This is a genomic window from Flavobacterium supellecticarium (assembly GCF_004801375.1).
GTDB lineage: Bacteria > Bacteroidota > Bacteroidia > Flavobacteriales > Flavobacteriaceae > Flavobacterium > Flavobacterium supellecticarium.
This window is the reverse complement of sequence record NZ_SSNZ01000009.1, coordinates 1-24455: the sequence shown is the minus strand read 5'-3', so window position 1 is coordinate 24455 and position 24455 is coordinate 1. Positions and strand designations below refer to the sequence as shown.

At 40.0% G+C, this 24455-nt stretch carries 21 protein-coding genes; 8 read left to right on the top strand and 13 right to left on the bottom strand.

All coding sequences use genetic code 11. From position 1 onward, the window contains the following. Positions 1-60 precede the first annotated feature (60 nt). The 9 genes from E6C50_RS14975 to E6C50_RS14935 all read right to left on the bottom strand — a co-directional run bounded on the left by E6C50_RS14975 (position 61) and on the right by E6C50_RS14935 (position 9969). A complete protein-coding gene (locus E6C50_RS14975) occupies positions 61-663 on the bottom strand; it encodes a hypothetical protein (RefSeq protein ID WP_136404047.1) in 603 nt (200 codons plus the stop codon). Between the two features lie 374 nt (positions 664-1037). Further along, positions 1038-1781 carry a tetratricopeptide repeat protein gene (locus E6C50_RS14970; protein ID WP_136404046.1) on the bottom strand — a complete coding sequence of 248 codons (744 nt, stop codon included), beginning with the start codon at positions 1779-1781 and terminating at the stop codon, positions 1038-1040. A 5-nt stretch (positions 1782-1786) separates the two neighbouring features. Continuing rightward, positions 1787-3544: a BatD family protein gene (locus tag E6C50_RS14965; protein ID WP_136404045.1), complete on the bottom strand. Its 1758-nt coding sequence runs from the start codon at positions 3542-3544 to the stop codon at positions 1787-1789. A 55-nt stretch (positions 3545-3599) separates the two neighbouring features. Then, on the bottom strand, positions 3600-4364 hold the full coding sequence (locus tag E6C50_RS14960) for a tetratricopeptide repeat protein (RefSeq protein WP_136404044.1): 765 nt from the start codon (positions 4362-4364) through the stop codon (positions 3600-3602). Continuing rightward, on the bottom strand, positions 4364-5398 hold the full coding sequence (locus E6C50_RS14955) for a VWA domain-containing protein (protein ID WP_136404043.1): 1035 nt from the start codon (positions 5396-5398) through the stop codon (positions 4364-4366). Before E6C50_RS14955 ends, E6C50_RS14960 begins: the two co-directional genes overlap by 1 nt. 2 nt (positions 5399-5400) lie before the next feature. After that, complete coding sequence (locus E6C50_RS14950; RefSeq protein ID WP_136404146.1) at positions 5401-6402, bottom strand: vWA domain-containing protein; 1002 nt, start codon at positions 6400-6402, stop codon at positions 5401-5403. Further along, the gene (locus tag E6C50_RS14945) at positions 6402-8024 is read right to left on the bottom strand and encodes a BatD family protein (protein WP_230979018.1); all 1623 of its coding nucleotides are present in this window, start codon (positions 8022-8024) and stop codon (positions 6402-6404) included. The genes E6C50_RS14950 and E6C50_RS14945 overlap by 1 nt, the downstream gene beginning before the upstream one ends. 2 nt (positions 8025-8026) lie before the next feature. Beyond that, a complete protein-coding gene (locus tag E6C50_RS14940) occupies positions 8027-8893 on the bottom strand; it encodes a DUF58 domain-containing protein (RefSeq protein ID WP_136404042.1) in 867 nt (288 codons plus the stop codon). 71 nt (positions 8894-8964) lie between these two features. Further along, positions 8965-9969 (bottom strand): AAA family ATPase, encoded by a 1005-nt coding sequence (locus tag E6C50_RS14935; RefSeq protein ID WP_136404041.1) that lies wholly within the window; start codon positions 9967-9969, stop codon positions 8965-8967. 171 nt (positions 9970-10140) lie between these two features. Between E6C50_RS14935 and E6C50_RS14930 the strand changes: the two genes are divergently transcribed. Genes E6C50_RS14930 through E6C50_RS14915 form a run of 4 tightly spaced genes read left to right on the top strand, consistent with a single transcriptional unit; the run spans position 10141 to position 13384 of the window. Next, on the top strand, positions 10141-10893 hold the full coding sequence (locus E6C50_RS14930) for an SDR family NAD(P)-dependent oxidoreductase (RefSeq protein WP_136404040.1): 753 nt from the start codon (positions 10141-10143) through the stop codon (positions 10891-10893). Positions 10894-10908: 15 nt separating this feature from the next. Continuing rightward, on the top strand, positions 10909-12072 hold the full coding sequence (locus E6C50_RS14925) for an ATP-binding protein (RefSeq protein WP_136404039.1): 1164 nt from the start codon (positions 10909-10911) through the stop codon (positions 12070-12072). After that, positions 12065-12793: a metallophosphoesterase family protein gene (locus E6C50_RS14920; RefSeq protein WP_136404038.1), complete on the top strand. Its 729-nt coding sequence runs from the start codon at positions 12065-12067 to the stop codon at positions 12791-12793. Before E6C50_RS14925 ends, E6C50_RS14920 begins: the two co-directional genes overlap by 8 nt. A 42-nt stretch (positions 12794-12835) precedes the next feature. Then, positions 12836-13384 carry a DUF3575 domain-containing protein gene (locus E6C50_RS14915; protein ID WP_136404037.1) on the top strand — a complete coding sequence of 183 codons (549 nt, stop codon included), beginning with the start codon at positions 12836-12838 and terminating at the stop codon, positions 13382-13384. 139 nt (positions 13385-13523) lie between these two features. Here the strand turns inward: E6C50_RS14915 and amaB are convergent, their stop codons facing one another. The 3 genes from amaB to E6C50_RS14900 form a co-directional block, all read right to left on the bottom strand. Next, positions 13524-15071 carry an L-piperidine-6-carboxylate dehydrogenase gene (amaB, locus tag E6C50_RS14910; protein WP_136404036.1) on the bottom strand — a complete coding sequence of 516 codons (1548 nt, stop codon included), beginning with the start codon at positions 15069-15071 and terminating at the stop codon, positions 13524-13526. 116 nt (positions 15072-15187) lie between these two features. Next, complete coding sequence (locus tag E6C50_RS14905; RefSeq protein WP_136404035.1) at positions 15188-15727, bottom strand: 3-hydroxyanthranilate 3,4-dioxygenase; 540 nt, start codon at positions 15725-15727, stop codon at positions 15188-15190. Between the two features lie 65 nt (positions 15728-15792). Beyond that, positions 15793-16899 (bottom strand): endonuclease/exonuclease/phosphatase family protein, encoded by a 1107-nt coding sequence (locus tag E6C50_RS14900; protein WP_136404034.1) that lies wholly within the window; start codon positions 16897-16899, stop codon positions 15793-15795. Positions 16900-17037: 138 nt separating this feature from the next. On the opposite strand from E6C50_RS14900, the gene E6C50_RS14895 reads away from it, so the two are divergent. The 4 genes from E6C50_RS14895 (at position 17038) to E6C50_RS14880 (ending at position 22541) form a co-directional block, all read left to right on the top strand. Continuing rightward, positions 17038-19854, top strand: coding sequence for a TonB-dependent receptor (locus E6C50_RS14895; RefSeq protein ID WP_136404033.1), 2817 nt, complete (start codon positions 17038-17040; stop codon positions 19852-19854). A gap of 25 nt (positions 19855-19879) precedes the next feature. Beyond that, positions 19880-20491: a hypothetical protein gene (locus E6C50_RS14890; RefSeq protein WP_136404032.1), complete on the top strand. Its 612-nt coding sequence runs from the start codon at positions 19880-19882 to the stop codon at positions 20489-20491. A gap of 16 nt (positions 20492-20507) precedes the next feature. Continuing rightward, complete coding sequence (locus tag E6C50_RS14885) at positions 20508-21872, top strand: DUF5689 domain-containing protein (RefSeq protein ID WP_136404031.1); 1365 nt, start codon at positions 20508-20510, stop codon at positions 21870-21872. Between the two features lie 189 nt (positions 21873-22061). Further along, positions 22062-22541, top strand: coding sequence for a helix-turn-helix domain-containing protein (locus E6C50_RS14880; protein WP_136404030.1), 480 nt, complete (start codon positions 22062-22064; stop codon positions 22539-22541). 307 nt (positions 22542-22848) lie between these two features. Here the strand turns inward: E6C50_RS14880 and E6C50_RS14875 are convergent. Continuing rightward, on the bottom strand, positions 22849-24455 hold a 1607-nt coding region (locus E6C50_RS14875; protein WP_136404029.1), incomplete at its 5' end, for an OmpA family protein.

Genomic DNA, 24455 nt, shown 5'->3' with positions numbered 1-24455 from the left:
TCTTGGTTTCGTTATTGTATACTTCCTCCTTGATGCTATTATTTTTTTGATTTAATAGATTCATTTCTCCAAAAAATATTTAAAGTAAGGGGTCATATTACTATAAGGGTTCTTTTTATCATCATAAACATACTTCTTTTTAATTCTTGACCCTGGTACTTCTCCAATCAGTAACTCTTCTACATTTCCATTTTGGTCAAATTTAAACGTCTCTTTTCGTAATAGTCGCCATAAATCACCACCTTTATAGAATTCTTCTATGCATTTTAAAACCCCTTTTTCATACGTATAATCGGTTTTATAATTTTCATTTGAAATACGAACCAACTTATCGCCTTCATAAATTCCTGTAACACTTTTACTTCTAGGAGTTCCAACCTGATAGTTCGCCTTTGTGATTTTATCACCCGTATACGTGAATTCAAGCTCAATCTTTGTCATTTCAGACAATTCGGATATACCAACCAGTTTATCCTTTTCATAGCTAAAATTCTTTATAACTTCAGTTGTATTACCATCATCATCATACAATTCCTGAATAATGTTTTTCACCTTCATTTCTAATGATTTTTTCACGTCATTACTTTGACTACTGTTACCGCTATCATTGGAACAGGCCGAAACACCTATCAATAAAGCAGTTAAAAATGCTTTTTTTATCATAATTTGCTATTTTGTTACAAACAAAAAAGCAAAAAATTTTATTGTAACCTTAGTATATTTTTTAGCTATATAAATCGCAATCGGTTTATTACAAAGGGGTTGTAGGGAGTATTATCAGGAATTTTCGGAAACCTCAAAACACATATAGCACTCATAATAAACACGATAGCGATTCCAAAGTTTTACAAAATATAGCATCAATTAGCATTGATCGTTCCTTTTTTAGAATTCAAAAAGACCGCAAATCAACCAACACATGTCCCATATTGACACAGTTATTCAAAAGCATTCTTATACGAATACCAATACAATACAATTGGGTTATGCTTTGAAGGTATAAAAAATGCCGGTAGTACTACCGGCATCTTATAATCTTATTTTAATTCTTTTATAGCTTCTTTTTCGATCCAACCCTCTTTATCATCGGTCAGCTGAATTTTCCGCCAGTTATCGAGCGATTCGATCACAAAGACTTTGGCACCTTCGTGTAATACAAAAGCATCTGAAGCCGTTGCTTTGGGTTCGCTTTTCACCGGAACAACCTCAGCAAAAACAATAGCCGGTCGTTCGCTATTATAATTATCTTTTTCTGCAATAGCCGCCGACACACTGATTAGCATCGTCAACAGCACAACAAACATCCCGAAGAAAAAGATTCGCTTTACTACAGTTTGACTGGCAAAATAATAACCAATAAAACACAACAGAAAAAAAGCAGATGATCCAACGGCAATCCATGCCCATTCTTCATAATGGAATACATCCAACAGATCATTAATCATTTTGGAAAAACCAACTTTCGGCACAACTTTAATCTCATCGATGGTCATTTTCTGCGCAAAATGCAGATTTGTCTGCGCGGCATGATCCTTCGGGTTTAGTAACAACGCCTTTTCATAATTGTAAATAGCCGGTGCCACTTTATGCATCTTATAATAGGCATTTCCCAAGTTAAAATACAACTCTGCCGATTGTTTTCCGGATTGAACCACCTGTTCGTAACTGGCGGCCGCGGCTTCGTATTTTTCTTTTTTATAGAAGTCATTCCCTTTTTCAAAAGCAGTCTGTGCCCAAAATGCCTGGGAAACGAAAAGGACGATATACAATAGCTTTTTCATAACGGTTAGTTCGTGATTTGTTTTTCCAGTCCGGAAATTACGGTTACAGCTTTATCATAATCCTGTTGCATGGTACCCACCGAAGCCGGTGTATAGCGTGCAAACTCACAACTATCCATCAATCCTAAAAAGTTTTGAACCGTTTCCGGCGTTGCTTTTTTAGACAACAGCAATTCCTGAATGTTTTCCTTACTCATCTCCGATGTTTCAATATGCAATTTTGCTTTTAAGAAATTATGCAATGCTTTTTCCATCGCCACATAAAAGGCTTCTTTATTCCCCATTTGCTTATTGGCTTCCGACAGGAATCGTTTGGCTAATTTATTCGACTGACGGATTTTATTACCCACCACATCGCCATCGATAGCTTCTTTTTTCTTACGTGCCAATACAATTATCGGAATGATCAGGAATGGTGCCACCAATAAGGAATAGAACAAACCGGAACCTAAGAATCCTTTTTGATGGATGCTGGTCAGATTGGTTTTGAGTTTGATAAACTGAAACTGATCGTTTGCCACCACATTTTGTTTTCCGGTTACCGAAGCCACCTGATTATCACCTGACGTTGGCGACGGCCCGTCCATCACATTGATCATTATTTCCGGCGAATTGATCGTCTTATATTTATTGGCACTCAGATCGAAATAGGAGAAAACCATTGGCTTGATCAGATAATTTCCTTTGTATTGCGGAATGATTGCATAGGCATCCGACACTTCGCCCTGCATACCGGAAAGCGGTGTAGTTACTTTTTCTTTATGCTCCGGATCGTACATTTCGAGCGCACTTGGCACTACCGGTTTTGGCAGGTTAAACAATTTCAGGTTTCCTTTTCCGGAAACACTCACCACCAGATTCAGTGATTCACCCGCTTTTAAGGTCGTTTTCGATGGTGTAACTTTAAAGTCGAAATCACCAACTGCACCGGTAAAATCGATAGGCTTTCCGGCTTCCGGTAAAGTGCGTACATTAATCGATTTGGCTCCGGCCGAAACCGTTTTATTACCGCTGGCATATTCCATACGTCCGAAGAAATCCCGACGTCCGGTTGGCAAGTCGACTTCGATGTCGAGTGAAAGTGGTTCTATTTCGAGTTTTCCGGCTTTTTGCGGATATAACACCGTTTTACGCAACACCACATAACGATAGTCTTCACCGTTGTATTTTCCGTTTTCCACAACCAGTTTTTTGATATCGATATTCTGACTCCAGAAATCGTTGTATTTTGGACTGGCCATTTCGCGCCAGTTTCGCACACTGGCGGTGTTACTCACATATAACTTATACACCACCGTTATCGGTTCGTTGATATACGGATTGGTTTTGGAAATTTCGGCTACCAGATGAATTCCCTCGCCCGTTTTTTGTTGCGGATAATACGGATTTACTTCTTCCTGTACCGCATTGGTAACCGTTACTTTTACCGGGTTCGTTTTATAAACTTTCCCGTCAATTTCGATAGAAGCCGATTTGATGATGACCGGTCCTTTTTTTAACGGCATCAGAAAATAGGAAAAGGATTTATTAAATGATTTTTTTCCGTTAATCCACGAATAGCTCACCGCCTGATTCGGGCCACCCACAACCCGGAATCCTTCAAAAGCTGGTGGGCTGAAATTATCCCCGTCTTCGTTCATTGTAAAATCAATACGAAGGCGTTCATTAATCCCAAGGGTATTCTTACTCACGGTTGCTTCAAACTGCACCTGAGCAAAAAGCCCCTGAAAGCATAATAATAGCAGAAAAATAACTCTATTCATTGTTGTTTTGTGTCACTACTTTAGTTTGTCCGACAAGGTATACTTTTTTGTCCGATTACCAATCTTTTTCATTTTTAACAGGACTTCCTTTGACCTCTCTAGCCTTCACTTTGTCCTGAATTTTTTTCTCTTCATTATTTAAAGCGTCCAGGAGGTTTTCCATTCGTTGTTTGGAAGCGCCACTTGGTTTTGGCTGGGCGTTCGGTTTGTCTTTATCGCCCTTATCTCCGTTTTTGTCTTTCGGATCGCCTTTATCGTCTTTTTTATCCTGACCTTTATCTTTATTCTGGTCTTTTTTATTGTCGCCTTTATCTTTGTCTTTATCCTTATCCTTCTGATCCTGCTTGTCTTTATTCTTATCCTTGTTTTTGTCCTTATTGTTATTTTTCGGCGGATTCTCTTTTAACTTCTGTTTGGCCAAGGCGTAATTATAACGGGTTTCCTCGTCATACGGATTGTTTCGCAACGCATCTTTATAGGCTTCCACCGCTCCCGAATAGTTTTTCTCCAGCATAAAAACATTACCAAGGTTGTGCATTGCTTTGTGCTTTTGCCTTTTTCCTTTGGCGTTTTCAATCGCTTTCATATAGGCAAACTTCGCTTCCCCGGGTTGGTTTTGCCTGTAAATGGCATTACCGAGATTATAGGATGAAGTCGCTCGTGTTGGCACTTTAGATTGCGAGATACGATAATCTGCTTCGGCTTCCGAATAGTTTTTTTCGTCGAAAGCTTCATTGCCGCGTGGCAAGTTCCGGTCTTTGACCTGAGCCGCCATCACCAACGAAAACAACAGAAAACAACAACTAAACCACTTCTTCATTATTCTTTTTCATTAAATAAATTCAACTTTTTAACCCAGGCTGTTTTGCGTTCCAGCAAGAAAACGTCCAATAATAAAAGTGCAAATGCAATCCCTAAAAACCATTGGTATTGCGATTGGAAATCGGCTATCTGCTGACTTTCGAAGTCGGTTTTTTCCAGATTGTCCAATCCGTTTTTCACAAACTCCACTACTTCTTTGGTATTTCCGCCGTACACATAACCGCCACTGGCACTTTTTGCAATATTTTTCAAAGTCTCCGGGTATAATTTGGTTACCACGGTTTCGCCTTTGGAATCTTTTTTATAGCCTTCTATTTTCCCATGATTTCGCAATGGAATCGGCCCGCCTTTTTCGGTTCCGACACCAATGGTCAGGATTTTGATTCTTCTTTTTTGAGCTTCTTCCACCGCATCTTCAAAACCTTCCCCGTGATCTTCCCCATCGGAAATCAACACGATTAGTTTACTCGTTTGCGGATCGTCAAAATAAGACGTTGCCAATTTAATTGCTTCAGACAATGCAGTTCCCTGCGACGACACCATATCGGTATTCATACTTTGCAGGTACATCTTCGCTACACTATAATCGGTTGTAATCGGCAAAACCGGATAGGCACTTCCAGCGTAGCCTACAATCCCGATACGGTCACTTCCCAATTGGTTGATAATCTGCGAAACCAACTGTTTACTCTTTTCCAAACGATTGGGTGCAATATCTTCCGCCAGCATACTTTTAGAAATATCCACGGCAAAAACGATATCCACTCCCTGACGTTTTACGGTTTCCATTTTGGTTCCGATTTTCGGGTTGACCAAAGCCAGAATGATTCCCGCCAATGCCAATAGCAACACCACCAGTTTTAATACCGGTTTAAAAATGGATTTCTCCGGGCTTAATTTTTTAATCAGATCGAGATCACCGAATTGTTTTTGCTTTTTCCGTTTCCAATAGAGATTGATCAGGAAAAGGACTACCAAAAACGGTATGACGCCCAACAGGTAAAAATATTTTGGTTCTTCAAATTGCCACATAATCAGATAAAACTTCTAAAAATAGTTTTTCGTAATAAAATTTCCAAAACCAGTAAGCCTAAGGCCAGGAATACAAGCGGTCTGTATTTCTCATCGTAGTTAAAATAGCGCATTTCTTCTATTTCGGTTTTTTCCAGTTTATTGATTTCGTTATAGATATTTTCCAGACTCTTATTGCTGGTTGCTCTAAAGTATTTTCCATCAGTGGTCGCTGCGATTTCTTTCATCAGCTTTTCATCAATTTCCACCTGCATCATACGAAACAGGAATTGTCCGTTTGGCGCGATGGCATATGGAAACTCCGCCATTCCATTCGTTCCGATTCCGATTGTATAGACTTTAATTCCGTATTCTTTCGCGATTTCGGATGCCATTCTCGGATCGATAAACCCGGCATTATTCACACCATCGGTTAACAGGATTACCACTTTACTTTTGGCTTTACTATCTTTTAATCGGTTTACGGCAGTTGCCAATCCGACACCAATACCGGTTCCGTCCTGTAAAACATTGTCGTACTTTACACCTTTTAAAGCTTCAAGCACCACGGCTTTATCACTGGTTACCGGCGTTTTGGTATAACTTTCGGCTGCATAAACCACCAATCCGATCCGGTCGTTCGGACGTTCTTTTACAAACTCAGAAGCTACTCGTTTCAGCGCTTCCATTCGGTTTGGCTTTAAATCTTTGGCCAACATACTTCCGGAAACGTCAATTGCCATTACAATATCGATTCCACTGGTGGTACGGGTTTTATTGGTTACATCGGTCGACTGCGGACGCGCCAAAGCGACAATCATCGCGCTCAACGCCAGAACACGCAGTACAAACAACAACGGTTTTAACTTTGGTAAAATCGAGGTTGTTCCTTTAAATCCTTTAACCGAACTGATTTTTAAGGTTGCCGACTGTTTATTTCTTTTCCAGAAATACCATGCGATAACCACTGGCAATACCAAAAACAGCCAAAAAAACTCGGGATGTAAAAAAGAGATATTCTTCATCATTCGGTTACTTTTCTAAGTTCAATGGATTTCACAATCCTGTCGGCTATTTCTTTTGCATTCTCATCTCCTTCACGGTATACCAGAGCAATTTCCTGTATTCCGAATTTCTGGGAGAAGATAATAATCTGGTATTCCATTCGTTCGTCTTCGTTTTTCGCAGGATTAAAGATCGTCATCGTTCCATAACCTCTTTTTCCGGTAAATCCGTCTTTGATTTCGAAATCGTCTGTTTTTACGATGATTCCTTTGGCTCCGACAGTTTTTTCAAATCGGGTAATATTCTCATTCAGAATGGCATCGTTATCTGCGCGAAGTGAATCTTTAAACGTGGTTGTATTCACGGCAATACTAAAATTATCGATCAGACTTCCATACAGGAATTTCTGAGTCGACTTGATATTGGCCGGTAAATTCGTCTGAACGCGTTCGTCGCTATATCGTTTTAACACTTTTGGCGTTTCGATAATCACCGACGGTTCTCCGTATTCACTTTTTACCCATTCGCCTTTTAACAGGTCTTTGGTACTGTGTCCGATTAGCTTGTCTTTAATAAAGTCCAGTCCGTCGGTCGACAGGAAGTAGGTAAATGCGGCAATAAAGAGTACAAGACTAGTCCCTGTTGCAATCAGAATGCGACGTACTTTTTGTTGTTTGATGATTCGTTCTTTTCGCAAGCGTTCGTCAACAATCGCTTGTTCAACTTCTTTCGGGATGGATTTTTCGATCGTAAAGATGATCCCTTCAATATTTTTACGGTCGGAGGCAATTTCGAAATCCAGCGGTTTGGATTTGGCGAATTTTACCAGATCGGCATTATTAAGGATTTTTTCAAAGGTTTCGAACGTATCCTTTTTGATACCCATTTTCTTTTTGATCACCGCTTCTTTTAAGGCAGCAAGTAATTCGGCCGTCGTACTTTCCATCGCCGGAACCTGAATGGTTTCTTCAATATAGGTACGCGTGATATCGGTCATTTCAGAATAATAGGATTTTACATCCCCATTTTGCAAAAGCTCTTTTTTCTCCAGATTTTGTAGCAGATTCGTTGCTTTTTCAATAGGTGTCGCATAAATCTCTTCTACTTTTTTGTCTTTGTTCTGATAGCGTTTTAGCAACCAGTTCACCAAAAAACCGGCACCAATTATCAAAGCCAGAATAATACTATATTTCCAAACGTTGCTGATTGGCTTTTTAACCGTGATCACCGGTTTGATATCATACATCTGTTGTTTGGTCGTATCGACCACCACCCCCATAACCTGAATCGCAAGTGAATCGGTCAGGAACTGTTTGTTATTGATGATCACCGGTAATTGCGGTACCGTATATTTTCCGGTATCAAACTGCGTCAGGCCGTATCTTTTGATTAGCTCGTATTGGTTTGCTTTTTTGATGGTATCCACCGGATAGGATTCCAGTACTTCCAGATAGCCAAATGTTTTGCTATCCGGGAAGTAGACATGCGTCGTACTGTCTACTGTTGTTTTTAACGTCAGGTTAAACTGCGATCCTATTTTGATCTTTGTCGAATCGACCGTAGCCTGCACCGGTTTTTGCTGTGCGAAAACCACAGTTCCGAGCAGTAAAAACAGCAGTATGTAAAACTTATTCTTTATCATTTCTAGGTTCTTGCTTTAAAATAACCCAATAATTTGGTCACATACGATTCGTCCACGCGGGTACTTACCGTTCCGGAGCCACAACGGGAAAATGTTTCTTTAAAATATTTTACGTTTTCCTGATAATGTTTTTCGTATTCCATCCGAACCGATTTCGAATTAGTATTGACTAATAGTGTTTCGCCGGTTTCAGCATCTTCCATAGGCACCATTCCGATGTTTGGCATTTTTTCTTCGCGGACATCGTATACCCGAACTCCGGTTACATCGTGTTTTTTTCCGGCGATTTTCAGGGTTTGCTCATAATCGGAAGCCATAAAATCGGAAATCACGAATACGATGGCTTTCTTTTTCATCACTCCTGACAAAAATTTCAGGGCTTGTGACAAATCCGTTTTTTTACTTTTTGGCGTAAACTCGATTAGTTCGCGGATGATGCGCAACACGTGGGATTTCCCTTTTTTAGGCGGAATAAACAATTCAATCTGATCTGAAAACAGGATCAATCCGATTTTGTCGTTGTTTTGTGTCGCTGAAAAGGCCAGAGTAGCTGCGATTTCGGTTACCACATCATTTTTAAGCTGATTACGGGTTCCAAAACTTTCCGATCCACTGATGTCGACCAGCAACATCATCGTGAGTTCGCGTTCTTCTTCGAAAACCTTGATATACGGTTCGTTATAACGCGCCGTTACATTCCAGTCGATCGCCCGAACATCGTCGCCAAACTGATACTGGCGCACTTCCGAAAACGTCATCCCCCGTCCTTTAAAAGACGTATGGTATTCGCCCGAAAAGATATGATCGCTCAGTCTCCGGGTTTTGATTTCTATTTTTCGTACTTTTTTTAAAAGCTCTTTGGTATCCATTCTAAGAGTGATTACAGATTAACGATCGATCCTGATGCCAGGCAAAAGGGGCCAAATCAGCAATCTATATTCTAAGGCACTTCGATTTCGTTTACAATTTTATTGATGATCTCTACAGAAGTGATGTTTTCAGCCTCTGCTTCGTAGGTAATTCCGATTCTGTGACGCAACACATCGTGAACTACGGCGCGTACGTCTTCCGGGATTACATAACCACGGCGTTTGATAAAGGCATAACATTTGGCCGCCGTAGCCAGATTGATACTTCCCCTTGGCGAAGCTCCGAAGCTGATTAATGGTTTTAAATCGGCCAGTTTGTATTTTTCCGGATAACGGGTAGCAAAAATGATATCCAGGATGTATTTTTCAATTTTCTCGTCCATATAGACTTCGCGAACCGCTTCCTGTGCTCTTCGGATCTGATCCAACGAAATCACGGCGTTCACTTTTTCGTAGCTTCCTTTCAGGTTTTGACGGATTACCATACGCTCGTCTTCCATTTTAGGATAGTCGATTACCGTTTTTAACATAAAACGATCGACCTGCGCTTCCGGTAACGGATAGGTTCCTTCCTGTTCTACCGGGTTTTGCGTAGCCATTACCAGGAACGGTTTGTCCAGTTTAAAGGTTTCGTCGCCAATGGTTACCTGTTTTTCCTGCATGGCTTCCAGTAAAGCCGATTGTACTTTTGCCGGCGCACGATTGATCTCATCCGCTAATACGAAATTGGCGAAGATCGGTCCTTTTTTTATCGAGAAGTCATTTTGTTTGATGTTATAGATCATGGTTCCCACTACGTCCGCCGGTAAAAGGTCGGGCGTAAACTGAATTCTGCTGAAAGAACCTTGAACCGCTTGCGACAGGGTATTGATGGCTAATGTTTTTGCCAATCCGGGAACTCCTTCCAAAAGGATATGCCCTTGTCCTAAAAGCCCGATTAATAATCGTTCTACCATGTGCTTCTGACCTACAATCACCTTGTTCATCTCCATTGTCAGCAGATCGATAAAAGCACTTTCTCTCTCTATTTTTTCATTAATTGCTCTAATGTCTAAAGTAGCTGTGGTGTCGTCCATTTTTATGTTTTTTTGAGCCGTGAAATTAAATAAGTTATTTTAACACTGCAAATTGAAAATTTATTTAGTGTTTTGTTGTTAACAATTGGTTAAAAGTCTTGGTAACACTTTCATTTTAAGCCTGAATTATGATTTTGTTTTTATATTTTTAAGATCTGAAATTTAATTACCATGAAAACAGTTCTTATCACGGGTGCTACAAGCGGAATCGGAAAAGCGACAGCAGTGCTTTTGGCCCGTCATCAATATCGTCTGATTATCTGTGGACGAAGAAAAGAAATTCTCGAAACATTAGAAAGCGATTTAGCAAAACATACACAAATTACGTCACTTGTCTTTGATGTGAAAGACAAAGATTCGGTTTTTAAAGCCATTTCGTCCCTTCCGGAGGACTTTTCAAAAATCGATATTCTGATCAATAATGCAGGAAATGCTCATGGACTGGATCCGATTCAAACCGGAAACACCGACGATTGGGATGCGATGATCGACATTAACGTAAAAGGATTGTTGTATGTTTCGAAAGCGATACTGCCGCAAATGACCGAACGCAAATCCGGTCATATTATCAACATCGGATCGACCGCCGCAAAGGAAGTTTATCCGAACGGAAATGTTTATTGCGCGAGTAAACACGCTGTTGATGCGATTACGCAAGGCATGCGGATCGACCTGAATGCTTTTGGAATTAAAGTAGGCGGTATTCATCCGGGTATGGTTCACACAGCTTTTTCGGAGGTGCGTTTTAAAGGCGATACCGATCGTGCCGATAACGTATACAAAGGTTTTCAGCCCTTACTGGCCGAAGACATCGCGGATATTATCCACTTTGTGATCTCAAGACCGTATCATGTTAACATTGCCGACCTGATGGTATTATCGACCGCTCAGGCTACGTCTACCATCGTGAACAAAAATTTATAACATCCGTTTTATTCGATGATTAACAAGCGCCTGCTTATTAAAAACCTATTGGCTCACAACGATGAGAGCAGCTTCTATGACAAAAAACGTCAGTTGAATCTGCATACCAAAGAAGGCAAGGCAAAGTTTTTAAAACACATCTGTGCATTATCGAATTCCAACCCGACTAACAATTCGTATATTGTGGTGGGTGTGGAAGATCAGGACAACGAAATTGTGGGCGACGACTTTTTCGACGACAGCCGGATTCAGAATCTGGTCAATGCTTTTTTGGATAATCCACCGCGGATTCAGTATGAAAATGTTCCGTTTCCGCATTTACCAAAAGATAAGGTCGTTGGATTGGTTACGATTCGGCCGACGCATAAAATTTCATCTTTTAAAAAAGCGATATATACCATTCCGGCCAAAGCCATTTTTATCCGTCGGGGGAGCAATTCGATCCCGATTGATGAACCGGATTTTTTTCAGGAACCTATGGTCAATTCGAATACCGAAACGGTTATCAGTATCGAAAACAACTCCCGCAACAGCATTGAATATACGTTGGAAGGCGTTATCGATTTTATGAATAACCGTCATAAGGATATGAATCCCAAGTATAAGGTTTTCAAGGAATTTTTTATCGTTTGCTGGGCTGGAAACAAAAAGAAAATACGGGATAAGACATTCTTTTCCCGGGTTGATATCGAGTTAATCAACGAACAGGTCAAACTTTTTTACTCGGCATTAGACGAAGTGACGGTAGACTATACGGACGATTGTTTTAGAATTACCGAATACCTGCTATTGGGATTAAACGACAAAACGAGTTATTACCCGTTGGAACAGGTTAGCATCCGGTTTTATGACAATGGTTATTACAAGATCGACAACCAGATGCTTTTCGAGCCACCGGAATTCAACCGGAAAATGTTATTTCATATTTATAACTCCAATTTAGCATTAATCCGTAAATTGCAAAAAGGTTTACCGTTGTCTGAACGCGAGAATAAAGACCTGGAAAACCTACCCTCGACCCTGATGATCTGTTATCTGAATGGATTTGAAGAGGCCAAACAAAAACTTATTGATGCCAAACTGCTCCTTAAAGCGCATGAAAACCCTACGGTTTATGTGTCGTTTAAAGAAGCCATGCGCATTTTACGAAAAATGAAATACGGAATGAATAATGAGTAGAACGTTAGTTATTGGAGATATACACGGCGGACTGAAAGCGTTACACCAGATTCTGGAACGTGCCGAGGTTACTACAAACGATAAATTAGTGTTTTTAGGCGATTATATTGACGGATGGAGTGATTCGCCTCGTGTAATTGATTTTTTAATTGAACTGGACAAAACCCACGATTGTTTTTTTATCCGCGGCAACCATGAAGAAATGGTTTTGCGCTGGTTAACGGCTGGCGACGATAATGCCGAATGGCGTATCCACGGCGGACAATCGACTGTAGATGCCTATCAGGATCTCGACATTCACACTAAAGACCGTCATGTAGGTTTTCTGGCGCGTTTAAACGACTATTATATCGACGAACAGAATCGTCTGTATGTTCATGCCGGTTTTACGAATCAGAAAGGGGTTTACTACGAGTTTTTCCGCGGGATGTTCTGTTGGGACCGAACGTTATGGGAAACGGCTATGTCATTAAATCCGGCGCTATCGAAAGACGATTTGTTTTACCCGAAACGCCTTACGCTATATAAAGAAATCTTTATCGGTCATACACCCGTAACCCGAATTAGCGAAACTGTTCCGGTGAACAAAGCCAATGTCTGGAATGTCGATACCGGAGCTGCATTTAAAGGCCGTCTATCCATTATGGATGTAGACACCAAAGCCTTCTGGCAAAGCGATCCGCTACACGAACTGTATGCCAACGAAAAAGGACGTAACTAAGCGTTTCGTCTGATTTTTATACCTTTGCAAAAATTTTGAAATATGAGAAAACACATTATTCTTTTAGGCGTACTATTGAGCGGCCTTTTTGCCAATGCACAATCCAAGAACGAGGTTAAGGTTAATATTTTAAATACGATCGTACTGGCATCGGTAGAATTAGGCTACGAGCATTTTCTGGACAATGACCAGTCTATCGGAGTTGAATTCCTGATCAACGACCGCTTTTCCTATACTTCGGAAAAAAGCGGTGGTGCCAAAGAATTTAAAACCAATAGTATTTTAGCTTCCTATAATTTTTATTTCGGAGCCAATGGTGAAAGTAATTCCGGCTATTATGTATCGCCATTTTTAAAATACCGCTTTGGTGATTTTAACGAAAAAGAAGTTATTAATGATGTGGAAGTAACCCATACGACCGATATGAACAGCTTTATCGTAGGCTTGGGAACCGGATACAAATGGGCCTGGAACAATAAATTTGCGATTGCTCCTTATGCCAACATTGCCCGTAACTTTAGCAGCGCTGTAAACGATCGTTTTAGCGCGATTGAATTTAATGCCGGAGTAAGTATCGGGTATCGTTTTTAAAACTTTATACTACACCTGACAGGTTTTGGAAACCTGTCAGGTGTTAGAACTTTAAATAACATTTGATCATCAGGTGTAAGAAACAAAAAAGGGGCTGTCTATTTTGTAGACAGCCCCTTTTTATATTACGATTTATCGATTATAAATCAAACTTGATACCTTGTGCCAATGGCAACGCTGTTCCGTAGTTGATGGTATTCGTTTGTCTTCTCATATACGCTTTCCACGCATCCGATCCTGACTCACGTCCTCCACCGGTTTCTTTTTCACCACCAAAAGCACCACCGATTTCAGCACCAGACGTTCCAATGTTTACGTTAGCGATACCACAATCAGACCCTGCATGCGAAAGGAACAATTCCATTTCTCTCATGTTGTTGGTAAAGATCGACGAAGACAATCCTTGCGGTACTCCGTTTTGCATCGCGATGGCCTCTTCGATAGTTGAATATTTCATTACATATAAGATCGGTGCGAATGTTTCTTCCTGAACGATATGGAATTCATTTTTCGCCTCGATGATACATGGTTTTACGTAACATCCGCTTTCATATCCTTCACCTTCTAAAACACCACCTTCAACGATAATGTTTCCACCTTCCTGTTTTGCTTTTTCAATAGCATTCAGGTAATCGTTCACCGCACCTTTGTCGATTAGCGGTCCAACGTGGTTGTTCGAATCCAATGGATTTCCGATTTTTAACTGTCCGTATGCATTTTTCAATACGTTTATCGTTTTGTCGTAAACACTTTCGTGAACGATTAAACGTCTTGTAGAGGTACAACGTTGTCCGGCAGTTCCTACCGCTCCGAATACCGCTCCTACCAATACCATACTGATATCGGCATGTTCTGAAACGATAATCGCGTTGTTTCCTCCTAATTCCAGGATCGTATTTCCGAAACGCTCCGCTACGGTTTTGGATACGTGACGTCCGATTCTTGTAGAACCTGTAAACGATACTAACGGAATACGTTTATCGTTATTGATTAAATCACCAGACTCATTACCTACCACTAAACAGCTAACTCCTTCCGATACATTGTTGTTACGCAATACTTCTGTAATAATGTTCTGACAAGCTACGGCACACAAAGGTGTTTTTGAACTTGGTTTCCAGATACAAACGTCTCCACAAACCCAAGCCAACATCGAATTCCAGCTCCACACGGCTACCGGGAAGTTAAAAGCAGAGATAATCCCTACTACTCCAAATGGATGCCATTGCTCATACATTCTGTGCATTGGTCTTTCGGAATGCATGGTTAAACCGTAAAGCTGACGGGATAATCCTACTGCGAAATCACAGATATCGATCATTTCCTGAACTTCACCCAAACCTTCCTGAAGGCTTTTACCCATTTCGTACGAAACAAGTTTTCCTAGAGGTTCTTTATATTTTCTAAGTGCTTCACCCATTTGGCGCACAATTTCTCCTCTTTTCGGAGCCGGGATCAATCGCCATTCTTTAAACGCTTCTTCAGCCGTTTTCATGGCTGCTTCGTAATCTTCTTTTGTGGATGATTTTACTTTTCCGATTAATTCTCCGGTTGCAGGAGAATACGATTCGATAATTTTACCATTTGAAAACCAGTTTGAACCGGTTGATGTTCCTTCGTTTATTTCTTTAAGCCCTAATTGTTGTAGCGCTTCCTGAATACCGAATTGGTCAATTGCTGTTGCCATTATTCTAAGTTATTTTCGTGTGTTTTTATTTTTCACAAAGTTACTGTTTTTTGTTTAGGATTATAGAGGATTAACTTTTACGCTTCTGTTTCCACAACAATAACCTTTGTATTTTTCTATTTTTTTGCCACAAAACGCGGATCGGATTCCATTACGGTACCACATTTCTCACAGGTTCGCAGGGTTTCCGAATTATAAAAATGCTGGAAATGCGGCAGGAAGTCTTTTTCGATATCTTTTAATTCGAAATACACTTCATATAATTTGTGGTTACAGTTATCGCAATGCCATAGTAATCCGTCGGTAAATCCTTTTCCGGCTCTTTTCCGTTCGATTACCAGTCCGATGGAACCTTCGCTCCTCACGGGCGAGTGTGGTACTTTTGCAGGATGCAGATACATATCGCCTGCTTTAAGCGGCATTTCTTTACGAGCGCCATCTTCCTGAATTACGATTGTAATATCGCCTTCCAATTGGTAAAAGATTTCCTCCGTTTCATTATAATGATAATCCTTACGCGCATTGGGACCAGCCACAATCATCACGATAAAATCGTTCGCGTCTACGTATATATTTTTATTACCAACCGGCGGTTTTAACAAATGCCGGTTCTCATTAATCCACTGATTCAGATTAAAAGGGGGTTGAATAGCCATAGGTTAAATGTTTGCACTAAAGTACAAAAAAGGAAAAAGGCAGGTTAAAAAACCTGCCTTTATTATTACTTCACTTCTTTAATCAGATAAATGTACACTGGAAAGTGGTCACTAAATCCGACTTCTCCATTGGAGTTACGTAGCGGATAGCCTTTATACTGTCCGGAACTCTGGATCAGATACGGTTTATTAAATACGCCTGCTTTCCAGAAACGCAATGACGAATAATCTTTACGGATCAATGGCTCGCTCACGATGATCTGGTCGAATAAATCCCATGCATCACGGTAAGCTAATGTACCGATACCGTCTTTAGACATTTGCTCCATTGGGTTAAACATACCGAATTCTTTTACATCTTCTTTTTTCCCTTTGGCACCTAAAGCCTCTTTTACACTCTTATTATAAGGACCATCATTCAAGTCACCCATAGTGATTACTTTGGCATTCGGGTTGATTCGGTAAAGGGAATCGATAATTTTTTTATTTAAAGCACCGGCAGCTTCACGGAACGGGCTACTTTTTTTCTCACCTCCGGAACGTGACGGCCAGTGATTTACGATAACACTGATTTCTTCCCCATCCAATAATCCGGTAACCAATAACTGGTCACGGGTATAGATTCTTCTGGTTTTCACATCAAGGTTTACATTTACTTCTACCTTATCGTCACCTTCTTCTTTGTCTTTTTTATTCAGACCCTGCTCATTTTCATATATATATAATGGTATATTTTTATAGCTTAACGGTCTGAAGTGTTTTTTCTGATATAAAAGCCCTACATCGATACCCCTTTTGTCCGGAGAATCAAAATGAATCACACCATAATCTTTTTCGATCATTCCCGGTTGCTTCACCAGGTCTTCCAATACCCCTCTGTTTTCAACTTCGGCACATCCCACGATAACCGGAGCATGTGGATTTTCGCTGGTTCCGATTTCCGGAATGACACGGCTTAAATTAGCCAGTTTTTTCTGATACTTCGCTCTGGTCCAGCGCTGTGTACCGTTAGGCAACCACTCCTCATCATTATTTGGCCCATTGATTGTATCAAACAGGTTTTCCAGGTTGTAGAACGCCACGGTGTACACTTTGAATTTTTTGTTTTGCGCGTAAATCCCATTAAATGAGAAATATACAATTAAAAGCGCGATGAAATTTCTAATTTTCATGTAAGGTATATTAAATTAACATCAAGTTTGAGACAAACTCCGGGCCAAAAGTAAATAATATTATTAAAAGATGTACATTTGCAGGCTGTTAAGTTTTTATTAAGACTTAGCAAACAAAAAATTAACTTAATTTTATTTATGAAAAAACTTGTATTTAGTATTTTATTTGTACTGCAAGCCGTTTTTGTTTGGTCACAACACTCCCCAGCACTAAAGGGAAAAGTTGTTGATTCTAAAACGCAAAAACCATTAAGAAATGTTGTTGCGACCATCACGAGCACCAACCAGTCTGCTTTAACCGATGCAACTGGGGTTTTCTCTTTCGATGTAGCAACTGAAGGACAACAAACGTTGACTGTAGGAAGTACCGGGTACACTACCCAGACTTTTACACTTAGCATTGTGAAAGGACAATCTTTGGATTTGGGTGTAGTTTTCTTAGAAGAAGACATTACATCTGAGCAACAACTAAGTTTGATCACGATCACAGAAAACGATCTTGGAGATGACAACAGTGGTTCCGAGAGTACAGCAGGTTTGCTACAAGCATCCCGTGACACTTACCAACAGGCTGCTGCCTTCAACTGGGGTCAGGCCCGATTCCGAATCAGAGGTTTGGACAACGAGTATGGTACTACTATGATTAATGGTATCGTAATGAACAAACTTTTTGACGGAAGACCACAGTGGAGTAACTGGGGAGGTCTTAATGACGCGACCAGAAACCAGGAATTCACAATGGGATCGGCTCCTTCCGACTATACCTTTGGTAACATTTTAGGTACACAGGAAATAAACACTAGAGCTTCTTTTTACCGCCCTGGAACACGTGTTTCGTTTTCGGGAACCAACACCAACTACAGCTGGAGAACAATGGCTACTTATGCTTCCGGAATGAGTAAAGACGGATGGGCATTTGTAGTTTCAGGATCCAGAAGATGGGCTAAAGAAGGTTACTTCGAAGGAACAGATTATTCTGCTAACTCTCTTTTCGCAAGTATCGAGAAAAAATTCAATGATAAACACAGTATCAACTTTACATCTATCTACGCACAGAACAGCAGAGGTAAAAACTCACCAAACACTCAGGAAGTTACCGACTTAATGGGTATTGAGTACAACTCGTATTGGGGATGGCAAAATGGTAAAAGAAGAAACTCAAGAGACAAAAACGTTGATGAGCCCATCTTAATGTTAAGCCACTACTGGAAAATCAATGAGAAAAACACGTTAAACACGAATATTTCTTACCAATCAGGAGGAATCGGGAATTCCAGATTAGATTATAACGGAGGAAACAACCCTGATCCTACTTACTACAAAAACTTACCAAGTTATTATTTAAACTTACACAATATTCCAGCTGACGGTTCTTTACCAACGCATACTCCAAACTATGCACAGGCTGAAATCGCAAGAGTGGATTTCATCAACAACAGCCAGATCAACTGGGAGAGAATGTACCATGCCAACGACATCAACAAACGTAGTATCTACGCTTTATATGAAGACCGTATGGAAGATGTTACCTGGACTGCAAACTCCATCTTAAATTCACAATTATCGGATAACATTACTTTAAATGCAGGAATCAACTTCCGTTCATTAAAATCGGAAAACTTCCAGAAAATGTTAGATCCACTGGGAGATTATGGTTTTATTGACACCGATTTATTCTACGAAGGAAACGGCTTTACAGCTGGACAGTCACAAGCTGACTTAAACAACCCGAACCGTGTTGTTTACGCTGGTGACCGTTACGGATACAACTACATCATGCGCGCTATCGTTGCGGATGCCTTTACACAGTTTAAATTTACGTACAACAAATTCGATTTCTATTTAGCACAAACATTCTCTCAGACAAGATACCAAAGAGAAGGTCTTTACAGAAACGGATTATATGCAGACAACTCGTACGGAAAAAGCGACAAGTTAGAGTTTAACAACTACGGATTCAAAGGAGGACTTACCTACAAAATTACAGGTAAGCACATGTTTAGCGTTAACGCTGCTTATATGACTAAAGCGCCAATGCTAAGAAACGCATTCAACAATGCTCGTTTAAACAACAGTATCGTTAGCGGATTAGAAGATGAGAAAATTTCAAGTGTTGATGCCAGTTATATCATCAGAGCACCAAAATTAAAAGCACGTTTAACCGGATTCTACTCTAAAATCGAAGATGCAACTAAAGTTGGTTTCTTCTATGCAGAAGGTTTAGGAGCTATTGAAGATGGTGGTAACGACAGTGAAAATGACTTTGTGGCTGAGATCACCAAAAACATCGACAAACAAAACATCGGTTTAGAGTTAGGTTTAGAGTACCAATTGTCTAAAACAATTAAAGTTACCGGTTCTGCTTCATATGGCCAATACATCTACAGCAACAACCCAACAGTATTGCTTAACATCGATTCACGTCAGGCTGCCGGACTTAATCCAATTGTTAACTTCGGAGATTCTTACCTTAAAAACTACAGACAAGGTGGTATGCCACAACAGGCTTACTCTCTCGGAATTGAATATAGAGATCCTAAATTCTGGTGGATCGGAGCGAATGCAAACTACTTAGATGACAGTTATGTTGAAGTAGATCCGCTAATCCGTACCAACAACTTCTTTATGCAACCTGGAGGTTCTGGAGTATCCTATCCGGAAGTTACAGAAGAGAGAGCGCGTCAGTTATTAAGCCAGGAGAAATTCAATTCATTCATGTTAGTAAACCTTACCGGCGGTAAATCATGGAGAATTAGCGGAAATACGTTAGGTTTCTTTGCAAGTGTTAACAACATCTTTGATGTGACTTATAAAACAGGAGGTTTCGAACAAGCGAGAAATGCGAACTATAGAGAGTTAAATATGGATTATGCAAGCGGTACCCGTTCCTTCGGATCGAAATATTTCTACGGTTACGGCAGAACGTATTTCGTAAATGTTTACTTAACATTCTAATTTTAACCAGTAAAGAAGAACTCACATGAAAAATTTTAATATAAAAACACTTTGTGTTGCTTTGGTTGCCTTAGGCGCTTTGAGCAGCTGTACAAAAGAAGACGATACTAATTTACCGCCAATTGTTCCGGCTATCTATTTTGAAGATTTCCAGACTGCTGTGGCGAATACCCCATTTGACTTTGAAGGATGGACAAACTTCGCACAGGTAGGCACTAAAAAATGGATTGAAAACGCTTATCAGGGTAATGGATATGCTGAGTTTACGCCATTCAACAGTGGACAGGCATCGAATGTTGCCTGGATCGTAACGCCGGGAATTAACATCGACGGAGCCATTAAAAAACGTTTAACATTCGACGTGGCACAACACCACGTAACCGATTTGGCAAACAATAAATTAGAAGTTTTTATTTCTACCGATTATGACGGAACAAATGTAACAGATGCTACCTGGACTCAGGCATCCTTTACACCACCTTTAGTGGGAAGCACTAATAACTACGACTTTTTTAAAGCGGGTGCTATCAGCCTGGCAAACTACTCCGGAACAATCTATATCGGATTTAAAGCAACCGGAGGAACAGCTACAGCCGTTTCCGGAGCTTATATGATTGACAACGTAAAAATATTCTAAGCTAAAAAAAACAACGATGAAAATTTCAATTAAATCCCTTTTATTCGCATCACTTTCAGCTGGAATATTAACCGGCTGTGTGAATGGCGATCATTATCCTAAAGCGGATACTCCTTGTTATACGTTAACACCGACTAAAACAGTGGCTGATATTTTTACAGTGGCTACTGCTACCCCAACACAAGTTACAACCGACGATATCATCGAAGCTTATGTAGTATCGAGCGATGAAGGTGGTACATTTTACAAAACGGTTTCATTGGAAACACTTGACAAATCGAGAGCGTTCAGTATTCCGGTTGATATGTATAACATCTACACCGAATTCGAACCGGGAAGAAAAGTATATGTAAACCTAAAAGACCGTTATATCGCGATTGCACAAAGTTCATTGGTAATTGGTGATCTATATCAGGGAAATGCTGTAGGACGTTTGGTACCGGAAGAATTCAGAAGAACAGCAAAAGCATCTTGTGATTTCGTAAACGAAGATGAATTAGTATCACACATGACAATTGCTGAGGCATTAAACAACAATCACATCAACAAACTTATCGAGTTTGACAATGTGCAGTTTAATGATGCTGCAATGGGATCGAACTATTACGAGGCAAACAGTTCTGCTACAATTGGTGGTGCTACTAACTGGAAACTTACAGACAATACCGGTCATGAAATTATTTTCAGAACCAGTGAATTTGCTAAGTTTGCAGGTAAACCGGTTCCAAACAAAAGCGGAAAGGTTCGCGGTGTATTAACAAAATACAACAGTGACTTCCAATTCCTTGCCCGTACAGAAAGAGATATTATGTTGGAAAACCCAAGATTCTATATCAGTACCGCTCAAGGAGGAACCAACATTCAGTTTTCAGGATCTTTCACAGAAGATTTTACAAGTTATGCGGTTAACTTAACAGCTTTCCCTAAATATGTAAACGATCAGACCATTGGAGGAAGATACTGGCAGCTAAAACAGTTCCCGGCTAATACAGGAAACAAATACATCGAGATGACTTCTTTTGGAAGTGGTGGTGTAACCGCTAAAACATATTTCTTTGTACCCGTTGATTTTACTGCTGCCAATACATTTGCTTTCAAAACGCTTGCTCGTTTTTATCAGGGTAATGTATTAAAAGTATATTATGTAACGGCTGCAAACTATACTGCCGGCGGACCAATTAACCTGGCTAACTTTGTAGATATTACCTCTTCATTCAGTATTTCTACACCAGCTACAGGACAATCGGCTTCGACCTTCCAGTCTAGTGGTACGTACAACATCCCTGGTAGTTTAACAGGTAACGGTTATTTTGTTTTCGAACATTCGGGAACACCAACTATTACAACTACTATGCAGATTGATGATATCACTGTAAACTAAAAAATATAAAATCTATTTTTAAAGCAGCCAATTGGCTGCTTTTTTATTTCCAATACACCCGACAGATTTTAGAAACCTGTCCGGATGTAAACGTATATTGCATTTCTTGCTCCCCTAATGTCTTTTTTTGTACACTTCTGAAAACAAAAATCTGATTATCTTTATCCTACTCCATTTAAAACGCCAGTCATGATAGATTTTAATACGCCACATAGAAAAATACATCAAGGTAAAAATGTTAAGCGCTTTCGCGAAATGTTAGGGATCAAACAGGAAGCACTTGCCCTATCGTTAGGTGAAGACTGGTCCCCAAAAAGAGTGTCATTAATGGAACAAAAAGAAAGTATAGAAAGCAATATACTGGAACAGGTTGCGGCCATTTTTAAAATACCGGTAGAAGCAATTGAAAACCTTGATGAAGAACAAGCCGTGAATATTATAGCAAATACTTTTCATACAAATGACAATGCTACTGTTGGCATCGGCGGTAATAGTAGTAATGGCGGTAACAGCAGTAATGGTAATGCTGATAATCGAATCTTTCACCCTATCGATAAATTAGTTCAACTACACGAAGAAAAGATCACCCTGTACGAACGGATGCTAAAAGAGAAAGATGATATAATTGATCGGTTGGAAAAACTGATTGAAAGAAATAACGAATTTTAAAAGGCTTGAAGTCTTTTTTTATGCCGAACTTGTTTTGGAAACCTGTCAGGTGTAAAGCTTAGAAGAAAAATACTAACATGATGATCAATGAAAGCACTTTTAAAAAGAATAGTCATCAACAAACATTCTATACCCCTCAAAACATCGTTTTTAAGCCTTAAGTGACATTATTTCGAATCAGACAACATAAACCTTATAAAGACAAAAACATCTTTTAAAAGGACAAATAAAAAAGGCGACCGATTGGCCGCCTTTGGTGTATGTTACACCTGACAGGTTTTGGAAACCTGTCAGGTGTTAATAATATTTACTTCTTAACAATCAGGAACTCCGATCGTCTGTTTTTCGCGTATTCTTCTTCCGTACAGTTATCGCCGCAGTTAATCTTAGGCTCACTCTCTCCGTAACCTTTTCCGGAGATTCTGTCCTTAGCAATTCCTTTGGAGATAATATACTGAACTGTAGATTTTGCACGACGGTCAGATAAATTCATGTTGTATTTATCACTACCTCTGCTATCGGTATGGGATTTAACCATGATCACCATAGCTGCGTTATTTTTCATTACCTGAACTAACTTGTCTAACTCAAAAGCACCTTGTTGGGTAATATTGCTCTTGTCGTATTCAAAGTAAATATCGTTTAAGATAACTTCAGTTTCCGTAACAATAACATCGATTGGCTGTAAGTCGGCGCTGATGTTCACAATACCTCCTTTGGTTTTGCTAACCGGGAAGTTGTTGCTTTCATAACCGTCTTTCGCCACTTGAATCGTATAAGCTTTATCACACTCAACAGCGTAGGATACCGTTCCGTCAGCTTCGGTTGTTTTAGTCGAAATAATGTTGTTCTTCTCGTCTAAGATCGCTACACGGGCACCCGATAATTTAGCACCTGTTTTTGCATCTCTAACCAACGAAACCACTTCCACACCACAAACCGGAATTGCCATATAGATGTTGTCTACTCCGCCACGGTTACTCGATACAAATCCGATGTTTTTAGTCGTGTTAAAACTAAACGCAAAATCGTCTTTCTCTGAGTTTACCGGCTTTCCAACGTTAGTGGCTTCCGTTCCTTTGTTTAAGTCGATCACATACACATCCATTCCTCCAAATCCCTGACGGGCGTCTGATGAGAAATACAATTTGTTGTCATCGGTGATAAATGGGAAACTCTCATTTCCTTCGGTATTGATCTTCTTACCCAGGTTCTCCGGTGTTCCGTAAGTACCATCCGAGTTGATCGCCACTTTCCAGATATCCACGCCACCAACTGAACCGGGCATGTTTGAAGAGAAGTAAAGTGTTTTACCGTCTTTACTCAAACTTGGGTTACTGGTAGAATAGTCTTTACTGTTAAACGGAAGGGCTTTGATGTTACTCCATTTGCTTCCGTCTTTGGTTGCTTTGAAAAGTGCTACCTGTCCGAATTTCAATTTCTGAGTCTTGTCTTTTTCAAACAAACCTTCGTTAAAACTCTCACTGGCAAAATACATCGTATTACCGTCGGCACTAATGGTAGCCGGTCCGTCGTGATACTTTGTGTTCACACTCTCTACCGGTGTCGGCTGACTAAAAGTTCCATCGGAATTATACGTGGCACTGTACAAATCCAAAAACGGTTGTTCGTTCCATCCGTAGGTTTTACGCGAAGTGTTTCGCGCTGAGGCAAAATAAAGGGTGTTATCGTTGGTTAAAACCGCTCCAAAATCCGATTTATCACTGTTGATATCCATGTTTTTGATATCAAAAGATTTTGCCTTTTCGTTTAGTTTTGGCAAATAATTCGGGTTTTGTTTAAAGGCAATAGCACGTTGATCATTCGGAGCCATACTCGCAAACTTCTGCATTTGTTTGTTGGCTTCGTCATATTTACCCTGTGCTTTTAACATCTGGGCATAACGGTAATAGG

Excerpts from the sequence above, each read along its gene's own strand:
- E6C50_RS14975 (WP_136404047.1), bottom strand. The coding sequence starts at position 663 with ATGATAAAAAAAGCATTTTTAACTGCTTTATTGATAGGTGTTTCGGCC.
- E6C50_RS14970 (WP_136404046.1), bottom strand. The coding sequence starts at position 1,781 with ATGAAAAAGCTATTGTATATCGTCCTTTTCGTTTCCCAGGCATTTTGG.
- E6C50_RS14965 (WP_136404045.1), bottom strand. The coding sequence starts at position 3,544 with ATGAATAGAGTTATTTTTCTGCTATTATTATGCTTTCAGGGGCTTTTT.
- E6C50_RS14960 (WP_136404044.1), bottom strand. The coding sequence starts at position 4,364 with ATGAAGAAGTGGTTTAGTTGTTGTTTTCTGTTGTTTTCGTTGGTGATG.
- E6C50_RS14955 (WP_136404043.1), bottom strand. The coding sequence starts at position 5,398 with ATGTGGCAATTTGAAGAACCAAAATATTTTTACCTGTTGGGCGTCATA.
- E6C50_RS14950 (WP_136404146.1), bottom strand. The coding sequence starts at position 6,402 with ATGAAGAATATCTCTTTTTTACATCCCGAGTTTTTTTGGCTGTTTTTG.
- E6C50_RS14945 (WP_230979018.1), bottom strand. The coding sequence starts at position 8,024 with ATGATAAAGAATAAGTTTTACATACTGCTGTTTTTACTGCTCGGAACT.
- E6C50_RS14940 (WP_136404042.1), bottom strand. The coding sequence starts at position 8,893 with ATGGATACCAAAGAGCTTTTAAAAAAAGTACGAAAAATAGAAATCAAA.
- E6C50_RS14935 (WP_136404041.1), bottom strand. The coding sequence starts at position 9,969 with ATGGACGACACCACAGCTACTTTAGACATTAGAGCAATTAATGAAAAA.
- E6C50_RS14930 (WP_136404040.1), top strand. The coding sequence starts at position 10,141 with ATGAAAACAGTTCTTATCACGGGTGCTACAAGCGGAATCGGAAAAGCG.
- E6C50_RS14925 (WP_136404039.1), top strand. The coding sequence starts at position 10,909 with ATGATTAACAAGCGCCTGCTTATTAAAAACCTATTGGCTCACAACGAT.
- E6C50_RS14920 (WP_136404038.1), top strand. The coding sequence starts at position 12,065 with ATGAGTAGAACGTTAGTTATTGGAGATATACACGGCGGACTGAAAGCG.
- E6C50_RS14915 (WP_136404037.1), top strand. The coding sequence starts at position 12,836 with ATGAGAAAACACATTATTCTTTTAGGCGTACTATTGAGCGGCCTTTTT.
- amaB (WP_136404036.1), bottom strand. The coding sequence starts at position 15,071 with ATGGCAACAGCAATTGACCAATTCGGTATTCAGGAAGCGCTACAACAA.
- E6C50_RS14905 (WP_136404035.1), bottom strand. The coding sequence starts at position 15,727 with ATGGCTATTCAACCCCCTTTTAATCTGAATCAGTGGATTAATGAGAAC.
- E6C50_RS14900 (WP_136404034.1), bottom strand. The coding sequence starts at position 16,899 with ATGAAAATTAGAAATTTCATCGCGCTTTTAATTGTATATTTCTCATTT.
- E6C50_RS14895 (WP_136404033.1), top strand. The coding sequence starts at position 17,038 with ATGAAAAAACTTGTATTTAGTATTTTATTTGTACTGCAAGCCGTTTTT.
- E6C50_RS14890 (WP_136404032.1), top strand. The coding sequence starts at position 19,880 with ATGAAAAATTTTAATATAAAAACACTTTGTGTTGCTTTGGTTGCCTTA.
- E6C50_RS14885 (WP_136404031.1), top strand. The coding sequence starts at position 20,508 with ATGAAAATTTCAATTAAATCCCTTTTATTCGCATCACTTTCAGCTGGA.
- E6C50_RS14880 (WP_136404030.1), top strand. The coding sequence starts at position 22,062 with ATGATAGATTTTAATACGCCACATAGAAAAATACATCAAGGTAAAAAT.